This window comes from Candidatus Phycosocius bacilliformis (genome assembly GCF_003112735.1).
Classification (GTDB): domain Bacteria; phylum Pseudomonadota; class Alphaproteobacteria; order Caulobacterales; family Aquidulcibacteraceae; genus Aquidulcibacter; species Aquidulcibacter bacilliformis.
The window spans coordinates 252,836-274,539 of sequence record NZ_BFBR01000002.1; the positions used below are offsets into that span (position 1 = coordinate 252,836).

At 56.7% G+C, this 21,704-nt stretch carries 20 protein-coding genes and 1 tRNA gene; 6 read left to right on the top strand and 15 right to left on the bottom strand.

The window, feature by feature from the left end; all coding sequences use genetic code 11:
- Positions 1-116: 116 nt before the first annotated feature.
- The 6 genes from PbB2_RS04510 to PbB2_RS04535 all read right to left on the bottom strand — a co-directional run bounded on the left by PbB2_RS04510 (position 117) and on the right by PbB2_RS04535 (position 6,221).
- Positions 117-191 (bottom strand) — tRNA-Glu (locus PbB2_RS04510).
- A gap of 67 nt (positions 192-258) precedes the next feature.
- Positions 259-2,010 carry a single-stranded-DNA-specific exonuclease RecJ gene (gene recJ, locus PbB2_RS04515; RefSeq protein ID WP_320410527.1) on the bottom strand — a complete coding sequence of 584 codons (1,752 nt, stop codon included), beginning with the start codon at positions 2,008-2,010 and terminating at the stop codon, positions 259-261.
- A gap of 58 nt (positions 2,011-2,068) precedes the next feature.
- Positions 2,069-3,019 carry a class II fructose-bisphosphatase gene (gene glpX / locus PbB2_RS04520; RefSeq protein ID WP_108984100.1) on the bottom strand — a complete coding sequence of 317 codons (951 nt, stop codon included), beginning with the start codon at positions 3,017-3,019 and terminating at the stop codon, positions 2,069-2,071.
- A 48-nt stretch (positions 3,020-3,067) separates the two neighbouring features.
- On the bottom strand, positions 3,068-4,339 hold the full coding sequence (locus PbB2_RS04525; RefSeq protein WP_108984101.1) for a homoserine dehydrogenase: 1,272 nt from the start codon (positions 4,337-4,339) through the stop codon (positions 3,068-3,070).
- Between the two features lie 56 nt (positions 4,340-4,395).
- Entirely contained in the window at positions 4,396-5,589 is a 1,194-nt protein-coding gene (locus PbB2_RS04530; protein ID WP_108984102.1) for an LL-diaminopimelate aminotransferase, read from the bottom strand.
- 68 nt (positions 5,590-5,657) lie between these two features.
- Positions 5,658-6,221 carry a hypothetical protein gene (locus PbB2_RS04535; protein WP_133245718.1) on the bottom strand — a complete coding sequence of 188 codons (564 nt, stop codon included), beginning with the start codon at positions 6,219-6,221 and terminating at the stop codon, positions 5,658-5,660.
- A 174-nt stretch (positions 6,222-6,395) separates the two neighbouring features.
- Here PbB2_RS04535 and phaC point away from each other — a divergent pair, with 174 nt between their 5' ends.
- The 5 genes from phaC to PbB2_RS04560 all read left to right on the top strand — a co-directional run bounded on the left by phaC (position 6,396) and on the right by PbB2_RS04560 (position 13,235).
- The gene (gene phaC, locus PbB2_RS04540) at positions 6,396-8,306 is read left to right on the top strand and encodes a class I poly(R)-hydroxyalkanoic acid synthase (protein ID WP_238164851.1); all 1,911 of its coding nucleotides are present in this window, start codon (positions 6,396-6,398) and stop codon (positions 8,304-8,306) included.
- Between the two features lie 79 nt (positions 8,307-8,385).
- Positions 8,386-9,867 (top strand): cryptochrome/photolyase family protein, encoded by a 1,482-nt coding sequence (locus tag PbB2_RS04545; protein WP_108984104.1) that lies wholly within the window; start codon positions 8,386-8,388, stop codon positions 9,865-9,867.
- Positions 9,864-11,210 carry an NAD(P)/FAD-dependent oxidoreductase gene (locus tag PbB2_RS04550; protein WP_108984105.1) on the top strand — a complete coding sequence of 449 codons (1,347 nt, stop codon included), beginning with the start codon at positions 9,864-9,866 and terminating at the stop codon, positions 11,208-11,210. The genes PbB2_RS04545 and PbB2_RS04550 overlap by 4 nt, the downstream gene beginning before the upstream one ends.
- Positions 11,207-12,001, top strand: coding sequence for a DUF1365 domain-containing protein (locus PbB2_RS04555; protein ID WP_108984106.1), 795 nt, complete (start codon positions 11,207-11,209; stop codon positions 11,999-12,001). The genes PbB2_RS04550 and PbB2_RS04555 overlap by 4 nt, the downstream gene beginning before the upstream one ends.
- A complete protein-coding gene (locus tag PbB2_RS04560) occupies positions 11,994-13,235 on the top strand; it encodes an SAM-dependent methyltransferase (protein WP_238164852.1) in 1,242 nt (413 codons plus the stop codon). Before PbB2_RS04555 ends, PbB2_RS04560 begins: the two co-directional genes overlap by 8 nt.
- Positions 13,236-13,308: 73 nt before the next feature.
- On the opposite strand, the gene PbB2_RS04565 is transcribed toward PbB2_RS04560, so the two are convergent.
- Positions 13,309-14,763: a coniferyl aldehyde dehydrogenase gene (locus tag PbB2_RS04565; protein ID WP_420887452.1), complete on the bottom strand. Its 1,455-nt coding sequence runs from the start codon at positions 14,761-14,763 to the stop codon at positions 13,309-13,311.
- A 187-nt stretch (positions 14,764-14,950) separates the two neighbouring features.
- Here PbB2_RS04565 and PbB2_RS04570 point away from each other — a divergent pair, with 187 nt between their 5' ends.
- Entirely contained in the window at positions 14,951-16,009 is a 1,059-nt protein-coding gene (locus PbB2_RS04570; protein ID WP_108984107.1) for a GGDEF domain-containing protein, read from the top strand.
- 12 nt (positions 16,010-16,021) lie between these two features.
- Here PbB2_RS04570 and recO read toward each other — a convergent pair whose 3' ends face one another.
- The 8 genes from recO to PbB2_RS04610 are packed head-to-tail and all read right to left on the bottom strand — an operon-like array spanning position 16,022 to position 21,688.
- Positions 16,022-16,759, bottom strand: a complete 738-nt coding sequence (gene recO / locus PbB2_RS04575) for a DNA repair protein RecO (RefSeq protein WP_108984108.1) — start codon at positions 16,757-16,759, stop codon at positions 16,022-16,024.
- 15 nt (positions 16,760-16,774) lie between these two features.
- Positions 16,775-17,749, bottom strand: a complete 975-nt coding sequence (era, locus tag PbB2_RS04580) for a GTPase Era (RefSeq protein WP_238164853.1) — start codon at positions 17,747-17,749, stop codon at positions 16,775-16,777.
- Positions 17,742-18,431 carry a ribonuclease III gene (gene rnc, locus PbB2_RS04585; RefSeq protein ID WP_108984109.1) on the bottom strand — a complete coding sequence of 230 codons (690 nt, stop codon included), beginning with the start codon at positions 18,429-18,431 and terminating at the stop codon, positions 17,742-17,744. The genes era and rnc overlap by 8 nt, the downstream gene beginning before the upstream one ends.
- Positions 18,428-19,225 (bottom strand): signal peptidase I, encoded by a 798-nt coding sequence (gene lepB / locus PbB2_RS04590; protein WP_108984110.1) that lies wholly within the window; start codon positions 19,223-19,225, stop codon positions 18,428-18,430. The genes rnc and lepB overlap by 4 nt, the downstream gene beginning before the upstream one ends.
- Before the next feature lie 17 nt (positions 19,226-19,242).
- Complete coding sequence (acpS, locus tag PbB2_RS04595; RefSeq protein ID WP_108984111.1) at positions 19,243-19,653, bottom strand: holo-ACP synthase; 411 nt, start codon at positions 19,651-19,653, stop codon at positions 19,243-19,245.
- Positions 19,650-20,399 carry a pyridoxine 5'-phosphate synthase gene (locus PbB2_RS04600; protein WP_108984112.1) on the bottom strand — a complete coding sequence of 250 codons (750 nt, stop codon included), beginning with the start codon at positions 20,397-20,399 and terminating at the stop codon, positions 19,650-19,652. Before PbB2_RS04600 ends, acpS begins: the two co-directional genes overlap by 4 nt.
- Positions 20,396-20,992, bottom strand: a complete 597-nt coding sequence (pyrE, locus tag PbB2_RS04605) for an orotate phosphoribosyltransferase (RefSeq protein WP_108984304.1) — start codon at positions 20,990-20,992, stop codon at positions 20,396-20,398. The genes PbB2_RS04600 and pyrE overlap by 4 nt, the downstream gene beginning before the upstream one ends.
- 30 nt (positions 20,993-21,022) lie before the next feature.
- On the bottom strand, positions 21,023-21,688 hold the full coding sequence (locus tag PbB2_RS04610; protein WP_108984113.1) for an SDR family oxidoreductase: 666 nt from the start codon (positions 21,686-21,688) through the stop codon (positions 21,023-21,025).
- Between the last annotated feature and the right edge of the window lie 16 nt (positions 21,689-21,704).

Consider the following 21,704-nt stretch of genomic DNA (forward strand, 5'->3'; position numbering starts at 1 on the left):
TCATGGCAGGCCCGATGCCGCCATGCGACGTCAACGGGCAGCACGCGGGTGCTGCTGCTGCATTAAGGCGTGGATAGGCTGTCTTAAGCCAATCCTCTTGTCATGTCGGGGAAGGATGGCAGCTCCTACGGGAGTCGAACCCGTCTTTCCTGATTGAAAATCAGGCGTCCTAACCGATAGACGAAGGAGCCATACCGCACGCGCACCGCGTGTGAGGCGCGCTCTATACAAAGGCCAATGCCAACGTGCAAGCGGCCTTTACTGTTCAGATGCAGGACTTGCATCGATTATTTCACAATCGACTGCATCACCACCGCGCCAATCATCCTTTTTCAGCCGGACAACCACATGCAGACGGCCACGCCCCATTAAAGCATCACCTAATGGTGTGTTGAGCGCGCGAAAACAGATCGCCTTGATTCGTGCGCCGGTCTCATCCTCAAGCATCACGCGAACATGATTGCCGCCAACAGGGGCTGCCGCGAACGGTCGGACATTGGCAAAAGCAAACACCGGATCAGGCCAACCAGCACCATAGGGGCCGACTTGGGTCATCAGGCCCAAAAGGTCCCAATTGGCGGCAGCCACGCCCAATAGGGCATCAATTGCCAAATCCTGCCGCAGGCCTGCGGCATCGGCTTCAGCTGATAGGCGGCGTGCCAGATCGGCATGCACATGGGCCAAATCGGCAAAGCGTGTGGTCAAACCCGCTGCCATCGCATGGCCGCCCCCGGCCAGTAGCAATCCCTCACCAGCCGCTGCCGAGACCGCAGCCCCCAGATTGACCCCCGCAACTGAGCGACCTGACCCTTTGGCAATTGGGTCATCAGGATCAGCCGACCCCACCACTATGACAGGGCGATGGAAGCGATCCTTCAAGCGGCCTGCCACAATACCGATAATGCCCGGATGCCAGCCAGGGGCACCGAGCATCAAAAGCGGCCCATCGAGGCGACCTGCCTCGCCCCGCTCTACCCGAACAATGGCTTCCTCCAAAACATTGGCCTCAATCGCCCGTCGCTCGGCATTGAGCCGCTCTAATTCCTCCGCAAGGCTGCCCGCCTCGACAGGGTCCTGCGTCGACAGGATTCGCACGGCGAGTGAGGAATCCCCAACCCGCCCGCCCGCATTCAAGCGCGGCCCGAACACCCAGCCTGCCGCATAGACCGAGCCTGGGTCCTTCAGTTTGGCTGACTGAGCCAATGCCGCAAGACCCGGGTTGGATAGGCGCTCTTGAACTTTAAGGCCTTGCGCCACCAGCGCGCGATTGAGCCCGGTCAGCGGGGCAACGTCGCAGATTGTCCCCAGTGCTGCCAGATCAAGACGGCTCAGCAAATCAAACTCTGGACGATCCCGCCACAGTCCTGCCTCGCGGGCAGCCCGGTTTAAGGCAACCAATGCCACAAACACCACGCCAGCCGCGGTCAAATGACCCAGACCAGACCTATCGTCTAAGCGGTTTGGATTGACCACGGCCAAGGCCGCCGGTGGCGGTCCATGCATCAAGTGATGGTCAAACACCACCACATCCAGTCCAATGCGATGAGCTTCCTCCAACGCAGCGTAAGCAGCTGCGCCACAATCCACTGTGATCAACAGATCGGTGCCTTGGTCCTTAATTTTATTGACGATCCGAGGACTGGGACCATAACCATCATGGATGCGATCTGGCACAAAAACAGAGGCGCGCGCGCCAACAGCGTTGAACCACGCCAAAAGCAAAGCACCGGACGTACCACCATCCACATCATAATCGGCAAGAATGGTGATGCTGCGCGTGTTTCGGACGGCATCAAGAATGGCGCCCACGGCCTTGTCCATATCGTGCAGGCTGAGAGGTTCTGGCAATTCCGTCTTCAAACGGGGCTCAAGAATGCGCTTGGCGTTGTCGGCTGTCGCCCCACGCGCTGCGAGAAGTTTGGCCACAACAGGGTCAAGGCCTTGCCGACGCAGGGCCTCTTCCACTTGGCCAATATCTTGAGGCCCTGCCCCATGTGGCAGGCGCTGCACCCATCTGCGACCTGACAGACTCGACTCGATGTTTAAAAACGAGCCGCCATCCATGCGTTCACCCCAAATGCCGGGTCCGCACGATGCGGGCAGTCTTGGCGGCCGAATCCAGCACCAAGGTTTCAGTAATGAAGCCTTTAGCTGTGGCCTTTACCCCAGAAACGAGTGCGCCATTGGTCACACCTGTGGCGGAAAACACTACATCGGTAGAAACCAGCTCATCGAGCTGGTAGGTCCGGCCGAAATCGGTAATGCCGGTTCGACGGGCGCGGGCCTTTTCATCCTCGTTGCGGAAGACCAGACGGCCTTGGAATTGGCCGCCGACGCATTTGAGCGCTGCCGCTGCCAGTACACCTTCAGGCGCTCCACCTTGTCCCAAATAAAGGTCGATCCCTGTCTCAGGGTCAGTGGTATAAATCACACCCGCCACGTCACCATCAGTGATCAGATGCACGCGTGCGCCAACCGAGCGAAGGCTATCGATAATCGCGCTGTGACGGGGCCGGTCCAGCACGCACACACCAATCTGGTCTGGACTCACGCCCTTTGCCTTTGCCAATGCCGTCACATTCTCAGCGGGGCTGCGGTCAAGATCGACAATCCCCGTTGGCAGGCCCGGACCGACGGCAATCTTGTCCATATATGTGTCAGGCGCGTAGAGAAGCCCGCCTTTGGGCGCAATGGCCAGCACCGCCAAGGCATTCGGCATGGCCTTAGCGGTCAGAGTGGTACCTTCCAGTGGGTCAAGCGCAATATCAAACTCCCCACCCTGACCCGTGCCGACTTCCTCACCGATATAAAGCATGGGGGCTTCATCACGCTCCCCCTCGCCAATCACCACCCGTCCCTTCATGGCCATGGCGTTTAGCCCTGTCCGCATGGCGTCGACAGCAAGCTGGTCTGCAGCCTTTTCATCGCCCCGGCCAATCCCTCGGAATGAAGCAATTGCGGCAGCCTCTGTCGCAGCCAAAGCACCTGCGGCGATATCGGGAGGTAGGTGGAGGGTCATACAAGGTCCAATATGGTTGCGGAGTGACGCCGGGCAAATCGGCCCAGCTCAATCTTCCAAGGGCATCAAGACGGGTGCCTCGACGAGGACATCCAATCGGGAAAGCTCACCCAAGGCTTCCAGCAAATCGTGCTCCGCCATGGGTTGGGTCGTCAGGACGATGGGCACGCGGGCCGCATCTTCGGGCGGCTTTTGCAGGAAGCTCTCGATGGAAACAAGGTGTTTTGCCAGCGTGTCAGTGATTTTTGCGATCGTGCCAGCCCGATCTGGTACCCGCAGCCGCACGTAGAATTTTGACGATGCCAACAAGCCACCTTTTGCAGCTTGCAGCGTTTGGGATTGGCCAGGGCCTGAAAACACCGGACGAGAATCCTCATGCGACAAGTCGATCAGATCACCTGCGACAGCCGATGCTGTGGGTCCAGCACCCGCCCCAGCCCCCACCAGCGACAATCGCCCAACAGGGTCAGCATCAATCACCACCGCATTGAGCGGGCCGTTGACACGGGCGATGGGATGATCTTGCGCCAGAAGGGTTGGCCGGACAGATTGAACAACCTGATCGCCTTGGCGGGAGGTTTTCGCCAAAAGCTTGACCCGGCGGCCAAGAAACTTGGCACTTTCAAGATCAATCGGTTCAATCGCCTGAATGCCTTCCAGACGCATGGCCGCAAAATTAGGAGCCCCGCCAATGGCAATCGCTGACAGAATAGCGAGCTTATGGCCGGCATCGGCCCCTGACACGTCAAGGGTTGGATCGGCTTCAGCATAACCCAGGCGCTGGGCATCAGCGAGGACTGCCGCAAAACCGCGACCACTCACATCCATTTCAGTCAGGATGTAATTGCAGGTGCCATTCAACACGCCACTGACTGCATTGATGTGATTGGCCGCCAAGCCTTCGCGCAACGCCTTGATGACGGGAATGCCGCCAGCAACAGCGGCTTCATAGCGGATTTCGGCACCATTTTGGGCGGCCAGCTTTGCCAACGCGGCACCATGTTCAGCAAGCAGTGCCTTATTGGCCGTCACCACATGCTTACCGGCGGCCAAAGCGGCTTCAACAGCCTTCCGTGCCGTGCCTTCCGACCCGCCCATCAATTCGACAAACACGTCGATCTCAGGACTTTTGGCAAGCGCCACAGGATCATCGAACCAAGCAATGGCCGAGATATCGACATCGCGGGCGCGCCCCTTGGTGCGCGCACTTACCCCGGTCACACGCACCGCTGCCGCCAACGGGCCGCGACCAAAGGCTAGCTTCAACAAGCCGCCACCAACGGTGCCCAGCCCTGCAATACCAATTCTCAAGACTGCCATATCCAACTCTCGTTCAGGCCCGCAGGCCGATTAAACAGCTTCACCCTTTGCCGGCTTTACAGCGTCCCGCTTTCCTCGGTCAGGAATTTGCGGACAGCGCGGGCGGCCTGGCGGATGCGTTGCTCATTCTCAACCAACGCGATGCGAACATATTCGTCGCCATATTCGCCAAAGCCTGCCCCCGGTGCGACCGCAACCCCGGCTTTCTCCACCAATCTTTTGGAGAATTCAACTGAACCGAGCGCACGGAATTTCTCTGGGATCAGCGACCAAGCAAACATCGAGGCCTGGGGCTCAGGTACGTCCCATCCAGCACGGGAGAAAGAATCGATGAGCGCATCGCGGCGGGCCTTATAAACGGCACGCATCTCGGCCACACAAGCCTGTGGTCCATTGAGTGCTTCAACCGCTGCCACCTGCACGGGCGTATAGGCCCCATAATCAAGATAGGATTTGACCCGCGCCAAAGCGGCAATCACCCGGTCATTTCCAAGTGCAAACCCAACCCGGAAGCCAGCCATGGAATAGGTTTTCGACAAGGTGTTGACCTCAACCACCACATCCTTGGCCCCCTCGACTTGCAGGATGCTGGGTGGGGGCTTGGCCTCATCGAAATAGATTTCCGAATAGGCCATATCAGAGATGACCAGCATATTGTGCTTTTTGGCCAGCGCGACGACCTCTTTGTAATAATCAAGGTCGACAACCTGCGCGGTTGGATTGGCCGGATAACAGACAATCATGGCAATTGGCCGTGGCACAGAATGACGCACAGCCCGGCTGATACCCGCCAGATATTGCTCAGGACTATGCGCCTCGATGGAGCGGATAACCCCGCCAGCCATGATGAAGCCAAAAGCATGGATCGGGTAAGATGGATTGGGGGCAATCACCACATCGCCTGGCGCGCAAATCGCTTGGGCGAGGTTGGCAAAGCCTTCCTTCGACCCCAATGTGGCGACAATCTCGGTATCAGGATTGAGTTTGACGCCAAAACGGCGGTCATAATAGCCAGCCATTGCCCGGCGCAGGCCGGGAATACCGCGCGAGGCAGAGTAGCGATTGGTTCGCGGCTTACGCGCTGTCTCAACCAGCTTTTCGACAATATGCTCCGGCACGGGCAAGTCCGGATTGCCCATGCCGAAATCGATGATGTCAGTTCCGGCGGCACGCAAACGCGCTTTCAGCTTGTTGACCTCTTCAAACACATAAGGGGGGAGACGTTTGATCTTGTAAAAATCGCCGATCATGGCGGAAACCTTTGGTGTAGCGGGCCCATAGGCCCATCGTGTTCTGAAATTGGAAGAGCAGCGCGATGTTAGGTTGGAGGCAGACGCGCAAGATCTGCCTCCATCTTAGCTCGGGCCTCTTCTGCCCAGGCTTCGGATTGAGCATCGCTCAACATGGTCGGCGCGGAGGCAGGATTGGCGTCCACAAGGGCTTTGGCGGCTGCGGCCCAGCTTTGATCTGCTTCAGCCTTGGTAATTGGGCCTGCCCCCGGGCGCGCATCAACAGCTTGCCCGTCGCGGGTGAGGCCGTCCTGAAGGTCTGCCCAAGCCTTTTGAGTTGGCAAATCCTTTGGCGGGTCGGGGATTTTGCGCAGATCGGGATAATCACCGGGTTGAATGACCGCGCCAGCAGACCGCAAGGCATCAGGCAAAAACCCTTCTTCAGTCTTTAGAGACTGGCAAGCACCGACAAACAACAACATGCTGAGCGGCATCACAATCGCCCTATGTCTGAACCACCCTGCCCGCACGTGGCGAGGTTCAGGCCGATTGGATGTTCCCTGTCTGCCCATTTGGCTTGCCTTCTCCTGCTTGCCCACCCGGTCCACCGCTTTCACCTGCCCGTCCCAGCGTTCACCCGTCCCTGCGTTCAATCGCCTCTGCTTTCAATCGCCTCAGGATCACGTCCAGACGCCATAAATGGTGGAAGTTTGCTTCGCACATGGCTAGACTATGTTCATGCGCCGCTGCGCTGTTTGCCGCAAGGCAAAGAGTGCACAAAATCATGACCGAAGACGCGATTTGGCAGAGGAAACAGGGTCCCCATCATGGCAAAAAACACCGCCGAAGGCCCGACTGGGCATCAGGCAGAGGAAAAGCCCAAGACCAACGTGCCACCAGGAAAGTCTGCCGATGGCGACAGCCTGATGGATGTGCTCGCCGCGCAAAATCTTGACACGCTTGAAACCCTCACGCGCAATCTGGGTGACGCCATGACGCGAATGACCGCGTTGGGGGCTACCGCAGTTGATGGTGTGATGGCCGATGATGCGCGCCCATTGCGTGCCGATCCCTATGGGCTTGCTCCCTATGCCGCCGATGTCACCACGCGTCTGGTCTCGGATCCAGAGAAACTGGCTGCCGCTCAACAGCAATTATGGCAGGGCTATGCCGAGATCTGGACAGAGGCGATGAAGGCGGGTCTCGACATCGGCGCGACAGAGGCCAAACCCGATCCCAAATATGCCGACAAACGCTTTGCCGACCCTGATTGGCAGCGCTTGCCAATGTTCAATCTCTTGGCCAAAACCTATTTGCATACCGCCAATTGGTTCACCGGCCTGATTGATCACGTTGAGGGTCTCGATGATATGACCCGACGCAAGGCGACGTTTTTCAATAAGCAATTTGCCGATGCCTTCTCGCCATCGAACTTCCTGATGACCAATCCAGTTGCCCTGCGCGAGGCCCTGCGGACCGGCGGGCAAAGCATTGTGCGTGGACTGGCCAATCTTGAACAAGACCTCAAGCGGGGCCAAGGTCGCCTCACCCCTGCCCAAGTTGATGAACGTCCCTTCAAGATCGGCGAGAATATCGCAATTACGCCCGGCAAAGTGATCCACCGCGGCGAGATTATCGAAATCCTGCAGTATGACCCGGTGACCCCAACGGTCTATGCCACACCCATCCTGTTTTTCCCGCCATGGATCAACAAATTCTACATCCTCGACATGCGTCAGGATAATTCCATGGTGAAATGGCTGACCGAGCAAGGCCATTCCGTCTTTGTGGTTTCTTGGCTTAACCCCGGTGTCGAACACACCGACAAGACCTTTGAAGATTATGCCCGGCTGGGCATTTATGAGGCGTTGGACGTGGTGTGCAAAGCCAGCGGCCAGAACAAGGTCAATACAGTCGGCTATTGCATCGGGGGCACACTTCTGGCGTCAACCATGGCAGTTATGGCCCAGACTGGCGACACGCGGATCAATTCCACCACTTTCTTTGCCTCACAACAGGATTTTGAAGAGGCAGGCGACCTCAAAGTCTTCACCGATGACGCGGCCATCCAATATATTAAGGACGAGATCGAACATGCTGGTGGCGTGCTTGATGCCACGGTCATGGGCGAGACGTTTAACTTCCTGCGCGCCAATGATCTTGTCTGGTCATTTGTGGTCAATAATTACCTGATGGGTCGTGACCCCAAACCTTTTGACCTGTTGTTCTGGAACGCAGATCAGACCCGGATGCCCAAGGCGCTGCACCTCTTCTATCTGGACAATTTCTATCGTCACAATCGGCTTGGAAAAGGCGAGATGACGATGTCGGGCTATCGGCTCAATCTGAAAGACGTCAAGACTCCGATTTATATGCAGTCCTCAAAAGAGGATCACATCGCCCCGTGGCGATCCATCTATCGGGGTGCAAAGTTGTTTGGCGGGCCGGTCCGCATGATTTTGGCGGGCTCTGGCCATATTGCCGGGGTGATTAATCATCCCGACGCAAAGAAGTACCAACACTGGCTGCCCCCGGCGACCATGACAGAATTGCCGCCGACAGCAGAAGCCTGGCAAAGCCAATTGATTGAGCACAAAGGGTCGTGGTGGCCAGACTGGGCTCAATGGCTCGGTGAAAGATCCGGCGAACAGGTTCCAGCCCGTGTGCCCGGCGACACTGGCCTGCCCATTTTGGGCGATGCGCCGGGAAGCTATGTACTGGTCAAATCTGGCGATTAAGGGCGCGGCTTCAAGCCCGCGCACTTGATTTATACAGGAATTGGCAATCCATGGGCTTATTCGCCTCGTAAAGTCTGCCATGCAAGTTTCCCCGCCCGGTCACTCCCCCGCCCTTGTCTGGTTTCGTGAAGATCTGCGGATCGATGACCATCCAGCTCTTGCCGCAGCCGCTGTTGCAGGCCCGGTATATGCTGTCTTCATCTTGGAAGAAGGCCCGGATCTGGGCCGTCCCTTGGGTGGGGCCAGTCGGTGGTGGCTACATCACAGCCTGACCAGCTTAAGCCAATCCTTGGCCCAACATGGAATCAATCTGATCCTTAAGCGCGGTGATCCCCGCACCATCATACCTGATCTGGCTAGAGAGCTAGACGTTGCACAGGTGCACTGGAATCGGCGCTATTATGCTTGGTCAGTCCCGGTCGACCGAGACATTAAAGACAAATTGCGGACTGCAGGCTTGGGCGTTTACAGCCACAAAGCACAAGTCCTGACAGAGCCTTGGGAGGTCAAGACCGGCTCTGGCGGTGCCTTCAAAGTTTTCACACCATTCTTCCGCGCAGCAACCCCCTTGTGCGACGCGTTCGCCGATGCGGCAGGCCCGATGCCCACGCTAAACGGGGGTCGTGTTCCAGCGCAAATAGGTGAGACCTTGGCGGATTGGGCTCTCCTGCCATCCAAGCCGGATTGGTCGGGTGGCCTGCAGGCCAGCTGGCAGCCAGGTGAAGCCGGTGCGCGTGCACGGTTGGATGGGTTTCTGGCAAAGGGGCTCAAAGGCTATGGTCATGACCGCAATTTGCCTGCCAAGCCTGCAACCTCGGGCCTATCTGCCCACTTGCATTTTGGGGAAATCTCCATCCGTCGGGTCTGGCAGGCAGCCCGCGCCGCGATGGCGGCCAATTCTGCCTTGGAAGAAGATGGCCGGGTGTTTCTGTCAGAATTGTGCTGGCGAGAGTTTTCTTTCCAACTGATCTACCATTACCCAGACTTTCCCGAGCATAGTTGGAAAGAGGCCTTTCGCAGCTTCCCGTGGACATCGGATCCATCCGCTGTGCGGGCTTGGCAGCGCGGCCAGACCGGTTACCCCATTGTGGACGCTGGCATGCGTCAATTATGGAAGACAGGTTGGATGCATAATCGCGTACGCATGATTGTGGCATCCTTTCTGGTCAAACACTTACTACAGGATTGGCGTGTGGGCGAAGCTTGGTTCTGGGATACGCTGGTCGATGCCGATGTCGCCAATAATGCCGCAGGCTGGCAGTGGGTTGCTGGCTGCGGGGCCGATGCTGCACCCTATTTCCGCATTTTCAATCCGATGGCCCAAGGCGAGAAATTTGACGCAGATGGGGCCTATGTGCGCACATGGGTCCCTGAGCTGGCCCGCCTACCCGACCGCTATATCCACCGCCCCTTTGAATGCCCGACCCATGTGCTGGCTCAAGCCGGCGTGCGGCTGGGTCAGACCTATCCCTTGCCCATCGTCAATCACGAAAAGGGCCGCAAACGCGCGCTTGATGCCTTTGCCAGCCTCAAAGAAACCGCATCGGGAGATCCTGCATGAAAATCGCCATTATTGGATCAGGCATTACCGGCATGTCGGCGGCCTGGGCACTCAAGGATGCTCATGAGGTCACCTTGTTTGAGAAAGACGCACGCCTTGGCGGGCATTCCAACACCGTCAATGTGGATTATGATGGCAAACGGATCGATGTTGATACGGGCTTCATCGTCTATAATGCCCTCAATTATCCCAATCTGATTGCTTTGTTCGATGCTTTGGGTGTGGCAACTCAACAGTCAGACATGAGCTTTTCAGTCCGCGACGGTCGCCCCGGCAGCGAATGGGGCTCTGATGGGGCACCGGGCTATTTCGCGTGGAAGCGAAACATGCTTGACCTCAACCATTGGGCGCTATTGGGCGATATGTTGCGCTTTAATGCCCAGGCACAAAAAGACGTCGGCAATCCCCGCCTACAAAGCCTGAGTTTGGGGGCATATTGCCGCGAGCTTGGCCTCTCGCAGCGGTTTTTAGAGCGCTATCTGGTGCCGATGGGAGCAGCAATCTGGTCAACGCCTGAAAAAGATATGCTGGACTATCCCGCCGCGAGCTTTGTGCGCTTTTTCAACAACCACCGCCTTGTGCATTTTGAGCGGCCTAATTGGCGGACAGTGACGGGTGGATCGCGGCGATATGTGGAGAAATTCGCCGCAGCATTGGGAGACCGGGTTCAGTTACAATCACCGGTCTCGCAGGTGCGCCGCGACACTCAAGGTGTCGACGTCACGATAGCCGGTCAGGTCCACCGCTTCGACCAAGTAATTCTGGCCTGCCATTCTGATGAAGCTTTGGCCCTTCTGGGTGATCCTTCGGCCAGTGAGAACGCCATTCTTGGCGCGATTGGTTATGCGCCCAATGAAGCGGTGCTGCATCGCGATGATGGCTTTATGCCGGTTCGCAAGGCAGCTTGGGCCAGTTGGAATGTTTCGCGCGGGGATCCAGCAGCCCCGATTGAATTGACCTATTGGATGAACCGCTTGCAGGGGCTTGATCCTGCCTGCCCGCTATTTGTTACCCTCAATCCGGCCAGGCCAATTGATCCAGCCAAAGTCTTTGCCCGCTTCCAGTATGCCCATCCCCAATTTGATGGTCCCGCGGCAGATGCTCAGCGCCAGATTTGGTCCATTCAGGGCGTCAACCGGACTTGGTTTGCCGGGGCGTGGCAGGGTTATGGCTTCCATGAAGATGGGCTGCGGGCAGGCCTGCGTGTGGCGCTGAAACTGGGGGGCCATGTGGCTTGGACTTTTGTTGATGATGACATTGTACGAGACCTCGCCCCCGACGCCGCACACAGCCCTTCTTCAGGCTCCAGTCAGGTGGCCGAAGAGTCTGAAGCCGCCTCATGACACCAGCGCCCGCCCCCGGATTGATGCGCGGCCGGACAGTTCATGTCCGCTTCCAGCCCTTTGCGCATCGTTTGGAATATGACCTCTTTCAACTTTTGATCGATGTGGATGAGGTGGCCAATGACGTCAAAGGCCTCAGATGGCTGACTTATAATCGCTTTGGCCCCTTTGCCTTTTATGATCGTGACCATGGCGACCGGTCAGGCGCGCCCTTGCGCCTATGGGTGGAAGCCCAATTAAAAGCTGCAGCTATTGAGCATGATGGTGGGCCAATCCGCTTGCTCACCTTCCCGCGCGTATTGGGCTATGTGTTCAATCCACTTTCAGTGTTTTTCATCCATCACCGCGACGGCCGTCTTGCGGCAGTGATTTATGAGGTGAACAACACCTTTGGGGAAACCCACAGCTATGTCGCCCCAGCAACCGGCGCTGAAGTCGAGTTCCAGGAGGCGGATAAGATTTTTCATGTTTCGCCGTTTTTTGATGTCTCAGGTCGCTATGCGTTTACTCTGCGGTCAGGACAGGCCACCCTCTCCTTGACGATCGACAGTTTTTCAGATGCAGTCCGTCAACATCTGGCAACCCTGAAGCTGCGTAGAGAGGCGCTGAGCGACAGGAATTTGGTGCGTGCTTTCTTTGCCATCCCGTTGCTCACGGTCAAAGTGATCTTAGCAATTCACTGGGAGGCGTTGAAATTATTGCTGAAAGGTGCACGCTACCATCACAAACCAGTCCCTCCCATTCCCGTCAGTATTGCCAGATTAAGCAGGATGCCTTCGCCCCATGAGTGACGTAAAAGACGCCAATCCCGTGTTGATGACACCCAAACTGGCCCGCCAATTGCGGCAGGTGCCCATGGCCTTCAAGATGGCCGCTGTGGCCATGACCAATATTGTTGAAGGCAATATTCTGGTCCGTTTGCCTGATGGACGAAGCCTGCTTTTCCAAGGTCATAAACCGGGCAAAAGCGCGGTCCTGGAAATCAAAGACTTCAGCTTCATCAAGCGGGTCGCGGCCCAAGGTGATATCGGCTTTGCTGAAGGCCTGATGGCCGGTGAATGGGAAACCCCGGACCTTGCCGTTCTGCTCGAAGTTTTCTCTTCCAATCTCGATTTGATGCCCAAGCTTTTGGTCGGCGGTCCTTTGTGGATGGTGATCAATAATTTCCGCCACAAATTCCTGAAGAAGAACACCAAATCCGGCTCGAAAAAGAATATTCTGGCCCATTATGACTTGGGCAATAATTTCTATTCGCGCTGGCTTGATCCCAGCATGACCTATTCTTCCGCCGTCTATGAACAAGACGGGCAGGATCTGACCAGCGCACAGATGAACAAATATCGCGCACTGGCCGAGCAGGTGGACCTGCAGCCCGGCCAGCATGTGCTCGAAATTGGCTGTGGTTGGGGTGGCTTTGCTGAATATGCTGCACGCGAATATGGCGCGCGGGTCACCGGGGTCACCATTTCGGAGGAGCAATATCGTTATGCCACCGAACGGATGGCCAAAGCGGGATTGTCAGAACGCGTCGACATTCGTCTGATGGATTATCGCGACATCGAGGGCCAATATGACGCGGTCGTCTCCATCGAAATGTTCGAGGCGGTTGGCGAGGAATATTGGCCGACCTATTTTGACAAGGTCAATTCGGTCTTAAAGCCCGGCGGGAAGGCAGGCCTGCAAATCATCACCATCGATGACCGCCTGTTTGACGACTATCGCAGCCGGGCAGACTTTATCCAAAGCTATGTGTTCCCAGGCGGCATGTTGCCCAGCGTCTCGCGCCTTAAATCCGAAGTCGCCCGTGCAGGGCTCGTCTGGCAGAATGCCTCTGCCTTCGGCCTGTCTTATGCCGACACGTTGGCGACGTGGGCTAAGTCATTCTTGGCCGAATGGATCCACATTAAGGACATGGGCTTTGATGAGCGTTTCAAGCAATTGTGGCGCTTTTATTTGGCCTATTGCGAAGCCGGATTCCGCACCGGGCGGATCGATGTTGGCCATTTCTCTATGGTCAAACCCTAGGACCAATACCGCTGGTATGAAAACGCCCCGTCTGATCCAGACGGGGCGCTTTTGTTTGGCGTTGCCAGCGACCTCAGCGCTTAATCTGTCCCGCGATATAGTCGCGAACCGCCTTGCCATAGGGCGGGCGCAAGGCCTTCATCGGACCAACATCTTTCTTCAGCTGGCTGTAGACGGAACGCGCATGGCTGAACTCTTTGAAGCCCTCATAGCCATGATAGCAGCCCATGCCAGACGGCCCGATCCCGCCAAACGGTAATTCCTCCATCGCAATGTGGAAGATCACATCATTGACGGTGACGCCCCCGGAGGTGGTATTGTTCAAGACATATTCCTGCTCAACCGGATCAGCCCCGAAATAATAGAGACCCAAAGGCCGGTCATTGGCATTGATATGGCCAACCGCCTCCTTCACATCCTTATAGGTTTTGATGGGCAACACCGGACCGAAAATTTCTTCCTGCATGATGGCCATATCGTCTTGTGTATCGAGAACCAATGTTGGCGGAATTTTGCGGCCATTCTGGGTGGCAAAATCCTCCCCTGCAGGATTGATTTCCACCACCGTCGCACCCTTGGCTTTTGCATCTGCAATCAAGCCTTGAATGCGGTCAAAATGGCGCGGTGAGATAATGGCAGTATAGTCGGGATTATCGCGCAATTTGGGATACATGGCCGTCACCGACTTGGTGATGGCACCCACCAATTCATCGCGCTTTTCTTCTGGAACCAAAAGATAATCTGGTGCCAGACAGATTTGACCGGCATTGAGTGTTTTGCCCGCCATGATGCGGTCTGCTGTTGTGGCCACATCCGCCGACCGCGACACCACTACTGGGCTCTTGCCGCCCAATTCCAACGTGACCGGCACCAGGTTTTCAGCTGCCGCCCGCATGATGTGGCGGCCAATCGAGGTCCCGCCGGTAAAGATCAGATGGTCAAAGGCGAGTCGCGAGAAGGCCTGACCCACATCAGGGTCACCCGTCACCACGGCAATTTCCTCTTCAGAAAAGGCCTTGGCAAACATTTGGCGCATCAATTCTGATGTCGCCGGCGTCAACTCAGAGGGCTTGATCATCGCCCGATTGCCCGCGGCCAAAATCTGAGCCAATGGCGCAAAGGTGAGATTGACGGGGAAGTTCCACGGCGCGATGATCCCAACAACCCCTTTGGGCTGATAGCGGACCTCGGCCTTCGCACCTAAAAGGCCCAACAGAGCCGGTGAGGTTTTGCGTTTGTCGGTCCGCATCCATTTGGCCAGATTGGCCTTGGCATCCTTTAGGGGGCCGATTGAAGCTGCAACATCGGTCAACAAGCTGGTTTCGCGCGCCCGGCAGGAGAAGTCTTCGGCCAAAGCTGCCACAATCTGATCGGCATGATCAACCAAAAGGCCAATGCAGCGATCAATGCGATTAATGCGCACTTCAGCAGGTGGAATGCCATCACGCAATTGGGCTGATTTTTGCATCGCGAGGATTTGGTTCAGCCGGGCGATGGTTTCAGCATCACCTCGGACAGAAAATGTCATGTCATTCATATGGCTGGCTCCCTGATCAGATGCCCCGGACATTTTTGTGCTTGTTTGTACTCCAGCAAGCTCGGGACGTGACTATGTGCACGAAACGCGGCGTTTTCCAAGTGCGAACTCAAATCATGCCGTGATGTTTACCTAATCTCCATACAGAATCAGTAATATCGAGTTACTGAGAGAAACAATGGTGGAAAAAGTGGTCCAAAACTTGATCGGGGAAGAAGGCGTTGCCGTAGCACAGGCTGCATTGGACTCCCTCAAGGAGCACTCGATTACGCCATCACCGGAAAATTATGCGGTCTGGCTCGCCTTCCACACCGCAACCCCAGAAGATTTAAAGGCCGAACTCGACATGATGATTGCGGCTAAACGCGTCATCGATGATTTGGCCTGTGACCAACTCTACACCAAATATTTTGAGGATATCGGCATCGGCTCGCGCATGATGAAGGCGGGTGGCAAGATTGCTGCTGAGATGGAAGATGTCCGCCGCGGCCTGTTGAAGGCTGGCGTCAAGACCAAGGCTTATGGCGAACAACTCGAAATTGCCAAGCAAGAGCTTGCCAAGACGGATAGTCCGCTCATCACCAAAAATCTGGTCGATACGCTGGTAGGAGCCACCACCGAAATGGCAACTCAGTCGAAAGACCTCGAAACAAAGCTTGCTGAATCAAGCATTGAGATTGAAGCGCTGCGCGTTCAGCTTGAGCGCGTGCGCCAGGAAGCAGCAACCGACAGCCTGACCGGCCTTGCGAACCGCAAGGAATTCGACAGTCGTTTAATTGAGATGTGCGCCGCAGCAGACCGGGGCGATGGTCCGATGTGTGTCATCATGGCCGATATCGACCACTTCAAGCGCATCAATGACACATTTGGTCACCAAACGGGCGACCAAGTCATCCGCTTTGTCGCAACCGTCATGGATCGCGCCAAACCAAAGGGTGGCATCGTGGCGCGTCTGGGCGGAGAAGAATTTGCCATGATCACCCCGGCCACAGACCGCAAGGCTGCCATCGCCATTGCAGAAAAGATACGGCTGGCCGTCGAAAGCAAACGTCTGGTACGCCGTGCCTCGAACGAAGATTTGGGCAAGATCACCGTCTCGCTTGGTGTGGCCCAACGGCGAACCTCGGAAAAGCCAACCGATGCGGTTGAACGCGCTGATGCCGCCCTCTATCAGTCCAAGCGTGGCGGGCGTAACCGCGTAAGCCAAGAAGAACTCTTGAAATCCAAGGCTGCATAAGGCGCTATGGGTTCAAAGCCTACCTGTTTTTCCTAACGCAAAGATCAGACGGGCACGGGCTTCTGGCATGGTTTTGCGAACCGGGCTCAATAATTCGCGGTCGATGAAATGGCCCATCAGGGCAAAGCCATCCGCGATATCCCCACTCTCCGGCTTGTTTTGTCCGCCAAGTAAAAAGGGCGGCAACACCAATAGCTTATCGGCGAAAGGCGCACCGGCTTCGCGTGAGGCCGCACGCCCTGTGCGTGGACTGACCCACGCCAGATCATCATGCGAGCCTGTCAGCGCGCATTGGCTGAGATCAAGCCCATAACCCATCTCCGCCAACAATCCCATCTCCCAGCGGACATAAAGGGCTGGCCAATTTTGATAATTACCCATGGCATCAAGCAGGAGGTCGCTGGCCTCAAAGAGACCTAGACAGGGCTGACGCTCTGCGGTGACCTCTAAAAGGAGCGCAGACATTGACGCCAAACCTGCCAAAGCGGCCGCATCATCCATCAGGTGAGCAGGCCCAGCCCCGCGACTTTCAATCTCTTCAAAAAAGCCAAGTTGCTCATCAAGTCTTGCCCGCCAAGCCAGTTCCAGGCGGCTGCCCGGTTCCACCAGGGCGCGTTTGCGCTTACCCGCTCCGCCATAAACAAGACCAGAAGCGCGCCCGACTGCGTCGCTCAGCACATCCAAAATGACATCATTCTCGCCGAGACGGCGTGCGCCAAGCGCAATGGCCCGCCCCGCCCAACCACTCATGTGCGGACCTGCGGGCTAGACATCATAATCGAGGCCCATGGCAGAGAAATGCGATCGATCCTCCAGCCAATTTTCCCGCACCTTCACATGGAGGAATAAATGCACAGGTTTTTCAATGGCTTCAGAGATTTCCTTCCGAGCGTTCTGGGAGATCCATTTCAAGGTTTCTCCACCCTTGCCAATAGCAATCCCTTTATGACCATCGCGCATCACATAAAGGGTTTGATCGATACGAACCGACCCATCCTTGCGTTCGGTCCAAGCATCAGTCTCAACTGTTGCCTGATATGGCAATTCTTCATGCAGGCGCAGAAAGACTTTTTCGCGCGTGATTTCAGCTGCCATCACCCGCAAGGGCGTGTCAGCAACTTGCTCTTCAGGATAAAGCCATGGCCCTTCAGGCATGCGCGCCGCCAAAAGCTCAGCAAGTCGATCCAGACCAGAGGATTTCAGTGCTGAGATCATCACCACCTCCTCATACACGCCATGATCGAAAAAGCGCTGTGAGAGGTCGAATAATTTGGTCCGTTCCAGCGCATCCACTTTATTCAATGCCAAAATCGCTTTTCGGCCCTGCTTGGCAAGTCCTTCAAGAACTTGAACCACATCGGCCTCGGTGCGCTTGTCGCCCGCGTCACCGCGTCCCTCATGCACCCGGGCAGCGGAGGGGGCATCTACGACATGAACCAACACATCAGCATCGGCAGCCCCGCCCCAAGCCGATGCTACCATCGCCCGATCCAGTCGACGTTTGGGCGTAAAAACGCCTGGCGTGTCGACCAGAACAATTTGAGCGACCCCGTGCAGCGCCACACCGCGGACCGGGAAACGTGTGGTCTGAACCTTTTGGGTCACGATAGAAATTTTCTGGCCGACAAGCGCATTGACCAATGTCGACTTGCCGGCATTGGGTGCTCCCAGAATAGCGGCGAATCCGCAGCGGGTCGGACCGCGATCGTCGGTTGGGATTGTTTCGTTCTCGTCAGACACGCAAGCCACCTTGTTTCAACAAATACTGGGCAGCTGCCCGTTCGGCATTTTGTTTGGATGTTCCTTCAGCCCGGGCGATATGGGGTCCAACCTGAACTTCGATTACGAAATTGGGCGCATGATCTGGTCCCTCGCGCGAGACGACTTCATAGATAGGGGCCGGCAGGCCACGCTTTTGCGCCCATTCCTGCAATGCATTTTTGGGGTTGCGATGACCACCCTCTTCACTGGACAAGCCTGTTTGCCAAACAAGGTCAAACAAAGCTTCGACCGCCGGACGGCCACCATCGAGCCAGAGGGCGGCAATGACAGCCTCACAGGCATCGCCAAGGATCGAGTCGTTATGGGCCAGACTCGTCAAGCTGATGCTCTTTGACACGACCATCAAGTCGGTAAGACCCAAGATGCGCGCAGCCTCTGCGCAATTGCGCCCCGACACGATGGCCGCAAATTGGCGGGTCAATTCGCCTTCTTCCGCCCGACCATGAAGCTCGAACAGGCGTTCGGCTGTCATCAGGCCCAATACCCGGTCACCCAGCCATTCGAGCCGCTCATTATGCGCGAATCCTGGTTGCCCGTCCCCACGCGACTTATGGGTCAATGCCCGTTCCAGCAAGCCGCGATCCTTGAACCGATAGGCAAGACGTTCTTCAAGGCGGCGGAGCTGGTCTTCCCGTTTCATCGAATGGGAACAGCCAGACGATCAAGCCGGAGGCCGGTAAACCATGTCCACGGCAGATAGATGCGTGTGGTCTCGTCAAACGACAGCAACACAATGCGGCCCCGGCCCACCAGATTCTCAGCGGGCACAAAACCCACCCCGGCTTGCAGAATGGGATCTGCCCGGCTGTCTGTGGAATTGTCGCGATTATCACCCATCATGAAGTAATGGCCTTCTGGCACGACAAAAACTTGAGTGTCATCAAACATTTCGCCGGGGCCACGGTCGTAGGTGACATAGGACCGGCCATTGGGTAGGGTTTCGCGATAACGCTGCACCACGCGCACATTTCCGCCTTGCTCGGTAATGGTCTCAGGGCTCAATGCTTCTTGCTTGACCGGGGTATCATTGATCACCAACTGACCGCCGACCACTTGGATACGGTCACCAGGCAAACCAATCAAACGCTTGATATAGTCCTGACGTGGATCAGACGGCAATTTGAACACCACCACATCGCCACGCTCAGGCGCATGACCAAAGACACGGCCCTCAATCAGCTTGGGCGAGAACGGAATGGACGCATTGGAAAAGCCATAGTCCCATTTCGACGTCCACAGATAATCGCCCACAACTAAACCCGGCCGCATCGATTCAGAGGGAATATTGAAGGGTTGAAACAGGAAAATCCGCAGCACCAAGGCAATGGCCAGGGCCATGACAACGGTCTTGATGCTTTCGGCTAAACTATCACCCTGGGGTGCTGGCTTAACCGCTTTCTTCGCGTCGGGAGTGGGATCTACAGTATCAACCATGGGTGTTCTTTTTCATGTTAATGGGCCAAAATCGGCCGGGTTCCGATCACCACATAGGCCATGGCATATGGATGATCATCTGTCAGGCTGAGATGGATATCGGCTTCAAATCCGGCGGGAACCAGTTCTTCTAGGCGCTTTAGCGCGCCGCCTGACAAACTCAAAGTCGGTCTGCCAGTGGGCAAATTGATGACTTCCATGTCCCGCCAAGCAACACCCCGCCGCATACCGGTGCCCAAAGCCTTGGAGCAGGCTTCCTTGGCTGCAAATCGCTTCGCATACGTATCGGCACGACTTGCAGGACGGCGGTTCGCGCGCGCCTGCTCGCCGACCGTAAAGCACCGCTGCTCGAACCGCGAGCCAAAACGCGCCAGTGTCGCTTCAATCCGATCAATCCGGCATAGGTCCGAGCCAATTCCGATTATCATGCACGCGCCTCATCCATAAGATGACGCATACGGCAAATGGCGGCTTCAAGGCCAATGAAAATTGCTTCACCTATGATGAAGTGACCAATATTGAGCTCATGGAGTTCCGGAATTGCCGCTACGGGGCCGACATTATCAAAGGTCAATCCATGACCGGCGTGCACCTCTAGGCCCCGTGCAGTGCCAATGCGCGCGGCCTCTGCCAACCTCGCCAGAATGGCCTGCGCCTCAGCGTGATGACCGGCAAGGGCTGCCTCGGCATAGGCGCCTGTGTGCAATTCCACCACAGCAGCACCCATGGCTTCTGCCACGGCCAATTGTATCGGGTCAGGCTCGATGAAAAGCGACACCCGCCTGCCCGCCGCGGTCAGCTGCCGTACCATGGGGGCAATCACATTGTGCAGCCGGGCCACATCCAGCCCGCCCTCAGTTGTGCGCTCTTCACGCTTTTCAGGCACAATACAAACAGCATGGGTTGGATGGCGCAGTGCGATGTCGAGCATCTCCTCAGTGGCTGCCATCTCCAGATTGATCGGTAGCTTGACCTCGGCAATGAAGGTCTCAAGATCTTCATCGCGAATATGGCGTCGATCTTCGCGCAGATGCAAAGTAATGCCATCAGCGCCCGCTTTAGCCGCCATGTGGGCCGCGCGAAGCGGATCGGGATGGGGTCCACCGCGCGCATTGCGAATGGTGGCCACGTGGTCGATGTTAATCCCGAGGCGCAATTTGTGCGGCGTACTCATGCCGCAGAGCCTTTTGATAAGGCCCGACTGCCAGGCTTGATCGCCGGTATGTCACGCAGATCATCGGGGATTTCGTCGGGCGCAAAGCTTTCGACTTCAATCGATGCCAAAGCCACCAGCTCGCATCCGACATCAGCCCGTCCCGCGCTGCGATCAACAATCACCGCAGCCCCCAACACCACGCAAGGCGCATCTTGAATAGCCTCCAGCGTCTCGCGCACCGAAATTCCAGTGGAGACGATGTCTTCCACGATCACCACCCGCGCTTCAGCAGGCAAAGTAAAGCCGCGACGCAGGCGGAACTTGCCCTCTTCACGCTCAACATAGACGGCCTTGGCACCCAAATGCCGAGCGGTTTCATAGCCGGGGATCACGGCCCCTACGGCCGGGGACACCACATAATCCACCTGCCCCCAACGGGCCTTGATCTTGTCCGCCAGCGCCTTGCACAAGGCTTCGGTCGCGGGAGGATCCATGAAAACAAAGGCCTTCTGCAGGAAGGTCCGGCTATGGCGGCCTGAGGTCAGGATGAAATGGCCTTCAAGCAGCCCACCGGCAGCCTTGAAGACAGAAAGAACGTCATCATTGGTCATCGGCATGTCCTAGCACTTTCCCGACAGGATTCACCAGTCTCGGACATGGCCTGTCCAGTCCATAAAGCGGCCTGTTCCGCTTAAACTGAGGTGATCGGCCAATCCAATCAGTCCGGCGGCACTTTCAGACGCCTCGATCTGCGCCCCAGCACCGCCCATATCGGTGCGCACCCAACCTGGATGACACGCGATAATAGCAATGCCATCGCGCGCTAAATCGTGGGCGAAGCTTTGTACCAATTTATTGAGGCCCGCTTTTGAGGCGCGATAGGCTGGCGCGCCATCAGATGCCCCCGAAAAACGGCCCATTCCAGAGGAGATCATCAACACTTTCGCCTGTCCGGCCCGGCGCAGGTGCGGCAGGAACGCCTGCAATACCCGCCAGGGGCCGACCATATTGACGTCCAGTACATCGAGGAAATTGTCGGGGGCCAAGCTTTCAAGTTCTTGGGGTCGCGGCCCGAAAACCCCCGCATTGTGGATCAACACATCAATGGGTAAATCCACCTGCGCTGCGGCCGCCCGCACGGAGGCGGTGTCTGTGACATCACAGCCAATGACGGTCAGGTCGGGATGAGAGATGGGAGCTGTTCCGTCCCGTGTCGTCCCAATGACCGTGTCGCCACGGGCCAGCAAAGCCTCAACCAAGGCCCGGCCAATGCCGCGATTAATCCCGGTTACCAGATAAGTTGCCATCGCCTCTTTCCTTCAA

Bases quoted from the DNA above. Each gene is read 5' to 3' on its own strand.
- phaC (WP_238164851.1), top strand. From the start codon at position 6,396: ATGGCAAAAAACACCGCCGAAGGCCCGACTGGGCATCAGGCAGAGGAA.
- PbB2_RS04600 (WP_108984112.1), bottom strand. From the start codon at position 20,399: ATGAGTACGCCGCACAAATTGCGCCTCGGGATTAACATCGACCACGTG.
- PbB2_RS04610 (WP_108984113.1), bottom strand. From the start codon at position 21,688: ATGGCAACTTATCTGGTAACCGGGATTAATCGCGGCATTGGCCGGGCC.
- acpS (WP_108984111.1), bottom strand. From the start codon at position 19,653: ATGATAATCGGAATTGGCTCGGACCTATGCCGGATTGATCGGATTGAA.
- recO (WP_108984108.1), bottom strand. From the start codon at position 16,759: ATGAGTGGTTGGGCGGGGCGGGCCATTGCGCTTGGCGCACGCCGTCTC.
- PbB2_RS04570 (WP_108984107.1), top strand. From the start codon at position 14,951: ATGGTGGAAAAAGTGGTCCAAAACTTGATCGGGGAAGAAGGCGTTGCC.
- PbB2_RS04555 (WP_108984106.1), top strand. From the start codon at position 11,207: ATGACACCAGCGCCCGCCCCCGGATTGATGCGCGGCCGGACAGTTCAT.
- PbB2_RS04550 (WP_108984105.1), top strand. From the start codon at position 9,864: ATGAAAATCGCCATTATTGGATCAGGCATTACCGGCATGTCGGCGGCC.
- rnc (WP_108984109.1), bottom strand. From the start codon at position 18,431: ATGAAACGGGAAGACCAGCTCCGCCGCCTTGAAGAACGTCTTGCCTAT.
- pyrE (WP_108984304.1), bottom strand. From the start codon at position 20,992: ATGACCAATGATGACGTTCTTTCTGTCTTCAAGGCTGCCGGTGGGCTG.
- PbB2_RS04525 (WP_108984101.1), bottom strand. From the start codon at position 4,339: ATGGCAGTCTTGAGAATTGGTATTGCAGGGCTGGGCACCGTTGGTGGC.
- PbB2_RS04560 (WP_238164852.1), top strand. From the start codon at position 11,994: ATGAGTGACGTAAAAGACGCCAATCCCGTGTTGATGACACCCAAACTG.
- PbB2_RS04530 (WP_108984102.1), bottom strand. From the start codon at position 5,589: ATGATCGGCGATTTTTACAAGATCAAACGTCTCCCCCCTTATGTGTTT.
- glpX (WP_108984100.1), bottom strand. From the start codon at position 3,019: ATGACCCTCCACCTACCTCCCGATATCGCCGCAGGTGCTTTGGCTGCG.
- PbB2_RS04545 (WP_108984104.1), top strand. From the start codon at position 8,386: ATGCAAGTTTCCCCGCCCGGTCACTCCCCCGCCCTTGTCTGGTTTCGT.
- PbB2_RS04565 (WP_420887452.1), bottom strand. From the start codon at position 14,763: ATGACATTTTCTGTCCGAGGTGATGCTGAAACCATCGCCCGGCTGAAC.
- lepB (WP_108984110.1), bottom strand. From the start codon at position 19,225: ATGGTTGATACTGTAGATCCCACTCCCGACGCGAAGAAAGCGGTTAAG.